Annotated in this window: 7 protein-coding genes and 1 tRNA gene; 4 read left to right on the forward strand and 4 right to left on the reverse strand. The window is 58.7% G+C overall.

Annotation, left to right across the window (positions count from 1 at the left end):
* The first annotated feature begins 59 nt into the window (after window positions 1-59).
* Window positions 60-2,621 (forward strand): GcvT family protein, encoded by a 2,562-nt coding sequence (locus QD461_RS26030; RefSeq protein WP_414090230.1) that lies wholly within the window; start codon window positions 60-62, stop codon window positions 2,619-2,621.
* Window positions 2,622-2,752: 131 nt separating this feature from the next.
* Here QD461_RS26030 and QD461_RS26035 read toward each other — a convergent pair whose 3' ends face one another.
* Together QD461_RS26035 and QD461_RS26040 are read right to left on the reverse strand one after the other, a co-directional pair.
* Complete coding sequence (locus QD461_RS26035; protein ID WP_414090231.1) at window positions 2,753-3,943, reverse strand: DUF418 domain-containing protein; 1,191 nt, start codon at window positions 3,941-3,943, stop codon at window positions 2,753-2,755.
* On the reverse strand, window positions 3,936-4,550 hold the full coding sequence (locus QD461_RS26040) for a TetR/AcrR family transcriptional regulator (protein WP_414090232.1): 615 nt from the start codon (window positions 4,548-4,550) through the stop codon (window positions 3,936-3,938). Before QD461_RS26040 ends, QD461_RS26035 begins: the two co-directional genes overlap by 8 nt.
* A 532-nt stretch (window positions 4,551-5,082) precedes the next feature.
* Between QD461_RS26040 and tnpB the strand changes: the two genes are divergently transcribed.
* Window positions 5,083-5,259 carry an IS66 family insertion sequence element accessory protein TnpB gene (tnpB, locus tag QD461_RS26045; protein WP_414090233.1) on the forward strand — a complete coding sequence of 59 codons (177 nt, stop codon included), beginning with the start codon at window positions 5,083-5,085 and terminating at the stop codon, window positions 5,257-5,259.
* 73 nt (window positions 5,260-5,332) lie between these two features.
* Here tnpB and QD461_RS26050 read toward each other — a convergent pair whose 3' ends face one another.
* Complete coding sequence (locus QD461_RS26050; RefSeq protein WP_414090241.1) at window positions 5,333-5,569, reverse strand: helix-turn-helix domain-containing protein; 237 nt, start codon at window positions 5,567-5,569, stop codon at window positions 5,333-5,335.
* Between the two features lie 154 nt (window positions 5,570-5,723).
* Between QD461_RS26050 and QD461_RS26055 the strand changes: the two genes are divergently transcribed.
* Together QD461_RS26055 and QD461_RS26060 are read left to right on the forward strand one after the other, a co-directional pair.
* Window positions 5,724-6,488 (forward strand): hypothetical protein, encoded by a 765-nt coding sequence (locus QD461_RS26055; protein ID WP_414090234.1) that lies wholly within the window; start codon window positions 5,724-5,726, stop codon window positions 6,486-6,488.
* A gap of 5 nt (window positions 6,489-6,493) precedes the next feature.
* Complete coding sequence (locus QD461_RS26060) at window positions 6,494-6,799, forward strand: hypothetical protein (RefSeq protein ID WP_414090235.1); 306 nt, start codon at window positions 6,494-6,496, stop codon at window positions 6,797-6,799.
* A gap of 162 nt (window positions 6,800-6,961) precedes the next feature.
* Here QD461_RS26060 and QD461_RS26065 read toward each other — a convergent pair.
* Window positions 6,962-7,038, reverse strand: a tRNA-Met gene (locus QD461_RS26065).
* Window positions 7,039-7,193: the final 155 nt, after the last annotated feature.

Here is a 7,193-nt window from a genome sequence, read left to right on the forward strand (position 1 = left end):
CTGGTCGGCGTCGCACACATCATAAAATCCGTCTCCAGTATCAATCAGGGTCGCACGCAATGGCAGTATTTCCTCAAAAGGCGAAGGTCGTAATCATCGGGCTTGGCGGCATCGTCGGTGCATCGATCGCCCATCATCTGATCGAGCGCGGCTGGGACGATATTGTCGGTATCGACAAATCCGGCATCCCGACGGATATCGGCTCGACAGCCCATGCCTCCGACTTCTGTTACACCACCAGCCACGATTTTCTCTCCTGCTGGACGACACTCTACTCGATCGATTTCTACGATAAGCTCGGCCACTATGCCCGCGTCGGGGGCCTGGAAGTCGCCCGCGTCGGCGATGATGACCGCATGGCGGAAATCAAGCGCAAGGTTACCTCGGGCAAGGCCTTCGGCACGCGCGTGAGCCTGGTCGACGCAGCCGAGATCAAGGAAAAATTCCCGCTGATCGAGGAAAGCATGGTGCAGGGCGGCATGTGGGATCCGGATGCCGGCCTCGTCATTCCCCGTTCGCAAACCGTTGCCGGCAAGCTGATCGATGAGGGCGAAAAGAGTGGCAAGCTCCTCTCCTTCGCCAATACGCCCGCCCAATCCCTGATCGTCAAGGACGGCCGCATCTCCGGCGTCGTCACCCACCGCGGTACCATCGAGGCCGAATACGTCATCGTCTGCGCCGGCCTCTGGGGGCGCCTGATCGCCGAAATGGTCGGCGAGGACCTGCCGGTCATGCCGGTCGACCACCCACTGACCTTCTTCGGCCCGTACAACGAGTTTGCCAACACGGGCAAGGAAATCGGCTTCCCGCTGATGCGCGACCAGGGTAACTCCGCCTATATGCGCGACACCGGCGACCCGAAGACCGCCGAAGGTGGCCAGATCGAATGGGGTTATTACGAAGAGAAGAACCCGCGCCTCTGCCACCCCCGCGATCTCCTTGAGAAGCACGAAGCCCGCCTCTCGCCGTCGCAGCGCGATCTCGACATGGAGCAGATCATCGAGCCGCTCGAGCGCGCCATGGAACTGACGCCGATCCTCGGCGAACTCGGCTACAATGAAGGTCATTCCTTCAACGGTCTTCTACAGGTCACCACCGATGGCGGCCCATCGGTCGGCGAAAGCCAGAAGGTCCGCGGTCTCTGGTATTGCGTCGCCATCTGGGTGAAGGATGGCCCCGGCTTCGGCAAACTCGTCGCCGACTGGATGACCGACGGCCGCACGCCGATCGACCACAACCGGATCGATTATTCCCGCTTCTACCCGCATATGCTGGAAGAGAAATTCATCGAAGGCCGCTGCACCGAGGCTGCCCAGAAGATCTACAATCCCGCCGTCCATCCGCGCGAACCCTATGCGACCGGCCGCAATGTCCGCCGCTCGCCCTTCTATGAGCGGGAAAAAGAGCTCGGCGGCTACTTCATGGAACTCGGCGGCTGGGAGCGTGCGCACGGTTACGCCGCAAACGAGCACCTGCTGGAAAAATACGGCCATCGCATCCCGGTGCGTGCAAACGAATGGGACAACCGCCATTTCTGGCGCGTCTCCAACGCCGAGCACCTGGCGCTCAGCGAAGATTGCGGCATCATCAACCTCTCGCATTTCGCCATGTACGACATCGAAGGCCCTGACCATGTCGAGCTGCTGGAATGGCTCTGCGCCGCAAAAATCGGCGGCGATGCCAATATCGGCAAGGGCATCTACACCCACTTCCTCGATGATGAGGGCATGGTGCGGGCCGATTTCACAGTCATCCGCATGGCCGACCGCTGCCGTCTGATCGACGGCGCCGATGCCGGTCCGCGCGATTTCCACTACATGCGCCGTGTTGCAGAGGACAAGGGTTTCGACGTCACCATCACCGACGTCACCGAACGCTATGTGACGATCGGCATTTGGGGGCCGAATGCCCGCATCAACCTGCAGAAAGTGGTCGAAAATCCGGAAAACCTCTCTCACGAGAACTTCCCCTTCGCCGCGATCAAGCAGATCCGCATCGCCGGCAAGACCGTCACGGCATTCCGTATCTCCTATGTCGGCGAACAGGGCTGGGAACTGCACATGGCCTATGGCGACGCGCTGGCCGTCTGGGACGCGCTGCGTTCGACGGGCGCAATCGCCGTCGGCGTCGAAACCTATGCCAATAGCCGCCGCATGGAAAAGAGCCTGCGCCTGCAGAATGCCGACCTGCTGACGGAATATAATCTGCTCGAAGCAGATCTCGCCCGCCCGAAGGTCAAAGAGGCCGATTTCCGCGGCAAGGCCAAGCATCTCGAATATCGCGCCCGCGAGCACCAGCCGGCCATGCTCTGCACGCTCGTCGTGACTGACAATATCGACGCAAACGGCGTGGCCCGCTACCCTGTCGGCATTCTCCCGGTCATGGATCCCGAAACCGGCGAAACGCTGGTCGACGAACTCGGCCGCCGCTCCTTTACCACGTCGATCGCCTATGGCCCCACCATCGGCAAGAACATCGCGCTTGCCTACCTCCCGTGGTCCTATGCGCGGGAAGGCCGCAAACTCAATGTGGAGTATTTCGGCGAGACATACCCGGTCGAAGTCGTCAGCGTGGGCTATAAGCCGCTCTACGATGCAGAGAACCTCAAGCCAAGAAGCTGATCCTCTCAGTCGGATTTAGCCAGGGATCAACATCGCCCGTCTGGAACCCAGACAGGCGATGTTGTCTTGTGGATGCGAGGTACGCTACCCCAGGGGGTAAGATGCGGATCGCTTCGACGGCACGCATTCCTTCAGATGTTGCTGCTTCCGCTCGAATCCCAGCGTGGCCAATGACCTATGGTCACGGCACGAAGAAGCCACTCCACCGGTCCATAGTTGAAACGCCGCAGCCACCAGCGACTGCTGACAAGCTGGGCACCGAAAAGGATGGCCGCAACCATCAATGTCGCGGTGAAAGAGAGTTCGCCGATCAATCCGAAACCATAGCCGTGGAAGATCAAGGCGCAGACAGCGGACTGCATGAGATAGTTCGACAGCGCCATACGTCCGGCGCTCGCCAGATAATCGCGGTAAATACCTATCCAACCGGAGTCCAGCGCCATCAACATGGCAGCAATGATGGCGGCGGTCAGGAACGGTGACGTGAGGACGGAGACGGCTACGCCTGCCGTCTCTAGCGACGTGCCCGGAGCAAACTGCGTGGCGCAAGCATAGGCGACGCCGCCCGGCAGTCCGACCGTCAATCCCCAACAGACCGCGCGGCCGAGATATGGCCGATAGAGATCGCGGTTCTGCAGCAGTTTCTGCTGTCCGAACACGAAGCCGATAAGGAACATGGCCAACGCGCAAGGAGCTTGCAGCAGCAATAGCATCGGCAGGAACGATGCTATGTCCTCCCTGTGCTGCCCCATGATGGCAATGGGTGTCCCGCGATAGGCCGCGAGTGCCATCTGCGCGTGGTCCACTACCAATGCGCTATCGTCCCGGTCCGGCGCGCTCCATTGAAGAAATGCGAAAGCGAACCAAAGTGCTGCGGTCGCCACGACGAAAGCGGCGGCCAGACGAATCTTCAATCCGCGACGAACATCCCTCAAAGCCAGCAGCAGTAGGCCGAGAACGGCATAGGTGGTCAGGATGTCTCCGTGAAACAGAACCAGCGCATGAGCCGCGCCGATCAGGAACAATCCCGCCTGCCGGCGCAGCATGCGCGGCAGGAAGGCGACCTCAGCCTTCTGGGCAGATTGCATCTGAAGGGTGACGCTGTAGCCGAATAGAAAGGAGAAGAGCAGGTAGAATTTGAGCTCGAAGATAGCCGAGATCAGGAAGGCCAGCACCACATCCAGAGACGACCACCCATCGGCCGTATGAATGCCGGTGCCATAATATACCGAGGAAAACGCGAGGATGTTGACCAGCAAGATCCCGAACAGAGCAAAGCCGCGCAACGCATCGATATTGGCAATGCGATCGCGGTCACGCATCGGGGTCTCCCTCCACAATGCCAAGAGCGCTGCGGATGGTGGTCAGCAGCGAGGCGCGCTCTTTGGCAGGATCGAATCCGGCATCGATCGACGCTCTATAGAGAATCCCGTCGATCACGATCATGAGGAACCGAACAGCATGCTCAAGCGGTATGATCAGGCTGACCTGCCCCCGCATGGCTGCACCGCGTAAGATTGCAGTCAGCCCATCCGCGAGCAGACGGTCGCCGGCCGTATTCAGCGCCGCGACGTCGCCGTCTCGTGTAGCCTCGGCGGCAATCTCCAGTATCAACCGCCTCTCGGTTGTGTTTCCGGCCAGGAGCAGGATGACATCGAGACATTCCAAAAGCGCGGTCGACAAATCCTCGCGCTGAAGCAGGTCGCCAATATAGTCGCCCAACTGACGCGTCTGCTCGTGGACAACGGCTAGAATGATCGCCTTCTTGCTCGGAAAATAATGGAACAGCTTGCCGGAACTCACGCCGGCCTCGCTGCAAATCGCCTCTGTGCTGGTCTTATGAAACCCGGTACGGGCAAAGCACGTCTTGGCAGCCTCCAGAATGGCCTCCAGTTGCAGGGCATGCTTGTCAGGATCGAGAGTCCGCATGGATACCTTCTTTAATAAAGCGCGTACTCTGTTTATTATTAGACAGCAACCTCTCCGTCAAGCACCTCCCCCTCACCGGTGGTCAACACTCGCTGCATTGCATAAGCAGTCTGTATTTCGGATCGAGCGACAGCCGACTGTGGCGAATGCTTGTAGCGAACCAGCCCTTGCTCTCAAGCAAGCTTGCTCCCGCGATGTTGTCCAGGGGACGCGGCGTACCGTCGCGTTCTCGACTCCAACTGGCGTTTTCCGGGTCTTTGGGATTGCTGAGTATTGAACCTGCGGCCTTGCGGTCATGGTCGGTAGGACGGGGAGCTACCATCACCAGCTCATCTGGCGTCTTTGGATATCTATTTTGAGGGAGATTTTTGGTTGCGGGGCGTACTGCTACCGCAGGCATAGCTTCGTCAGGAAGTCGACTTTCCTCCGCGCTCCTGACGAAGTCGAGAATGCCTAGCAGCTCGCCGCGTAAAGTAGCGTACACCTCGCCCCGCTTCTGGCCGGGCGTGAGCACGATGTCGCCGATTGCGCCATGATGTTCGTTCCGGCCGGCGTAAAGGTTCATCTGGCGTTGGGCTACACCGACATGCGGATGGGTCTCGAGGGGCTCGCTATGCTGGTGCAGCAGGTGCTGAAACAGGGGCCGTTCTCGGGCCATCTGTTCGCCTTCCGAGGCAGACGAGCGTCGATCATGAAGATCCTGTTTTGAGATAGAAACGGCTCTACCTGTTCACCAAGCGGATCAACCGAGGGGATTTGGCAACGTGCTTTACTGCCAATGCTTACAAGGGCTTAGTCCGCTTCGCTAGCCGAACACCAACGCCGCCGCCATTCTCTGGGATGAATTCCACGCCGGCAGCTTCAAACACGGCACGGATTGCTGCTATCGTCGAATCCTTCAATTGCTCCCCGCGCTCCAAACGAGCAACAGTATCCGGCGAGATATTGGCATTTTCAGCCAAATCACGGGTTCCCCAACCGAGCGCTACTCGCGCCATTTTGCATTGAATAGCATTCATTTCGTAACAGTGATACGATTTCTCTTGACCAGGCACTTCAACTACAATATCGTACCAATGATACGATTTATTCGAACTAACTCGCTTGGCAACTGAAAGCGTTGCGGCGCGTTCAGTTGTGTAACCACAACCTAAGCTTCTGGAAGCTCGGATCATGGCTGATACCGACAATACACGATTCTGTCCATCCGTCACACGCAGGACGCTGATGACCGGCACCTTAGCGGCGACCGCTGCATGGCCGTTCCGCAGCGATACGGCGGAGGCCGGAACGGCAGGACCGGAGATGGAACTGCCCTCCCTCGATCCCGCTTTGGCGCTGTGGCTCGAATGGAAGGCGGCATGCCTGGAGGTTGAAGCACTTGCCCGCAAGGAGCAGAAGCTGGAGTTCAAACTGGCTCAGGATATTGGATATCCCTGCGCATTTGTTGAAATCCCAAACGACATGGAACGTCTCTCTGTCTTCTCGTTGGAGCAGATTCGCGAACTCCTCGGCAATGATCCCCCTACGGCACATATCCTTATCGCGGCCGAATCGGAGCTTGCGGCTCATCGCGCCCGCTGGAATGCGGCCGATGAAGAGATTGGCTGGTCCGCTGTCAAAGGACATAAGGCAAAGGCTGTCGAGCGTGAGGAGGCATTGGCCGATGCGATGATCGGCACGCCCGCCATGACGATCGCTGGTATCGCGGCCAAACTTGATGTCGTTCTGCGGGAAGGCGAAACCTGGGAAGACAGTTCGGATTTTCCCTGGCCGCAGATCCGCTCGGCGCTCCATGACATGGTCCGTATCGAACGTGTCGTACATCCAGATTCGCTGATGCCGGGCGGTGACCATGAGGGCCCCTACCCTCGCCAGCACGGCAGCTACTATTCCATGCGGATCGCGAAACCTGTTCACGCAGCCACGGGAGCATGAGAAATATGGAGACCAGGGAGAATGCTCACGCAACGAGACCTGATAAACGAACGGCGGCAATTGCCCGATGCGGTAGGCTAGCCCTGCCGGGCGACTTTCGTCAGGCCGATACTACGATCCTGGAGGATATTACGCCGCAGGCGATGACAGAACTCATCATTGATCTGTTCGGTCCGGCCGCCGTCACCGCCGCCGCATGGTGTGCCTTCTCTGCCTATTGCGAAGCCGAAGATGCCGAATATCGGTTCTGGTTTTCCGTGTTTAGCCAACTGGGAGGCGCGGTTCCAGCAAACGCCGAGAAAGATCTCTGATCTCTCGCGGGCGCAGATTGGTTTGCACTGCCAATTCCCAGGCGGTGAGGTTTTGAGCTATTGCCGGGATCATGACCGTAGTGCAGCGGTCTGTATACGGCCTGCCGTGGCGCGCCCTTCGGCGTCGTTCAAATGATTACATTGATTGATTTATGGGAGAATTGGTTGCGGGGGCAGGATTTGAACCTGCGGCCTTCAGGTTATGAGCCTGACGAGCTACCGGGCTGCTCCACCCCGCGTTACCAGCGTAAGTCCGCTTGGGGCTTATCGCGTCACCTTAGAAGCGACAAAGGCCGCGAGAGCGGCCTATTGTAGCACGGCCTTGCCGTTTGAGCATAAACCTTTTGGGTTTATCGCGGATGTGATGAGAAGATGTTTTTGCATTGAAGTTGCG

Origin of the sequence: Rhizobium sp. BR 314 (assembly GCF_047445805.1) — a bacterium.
GTDB lineage: Bacteria > Pseudomonadota > Alphaproteobacteria > Rhizobiales > Rhizobiaceae > Rhizobium > Rhizobium lusitanum_B.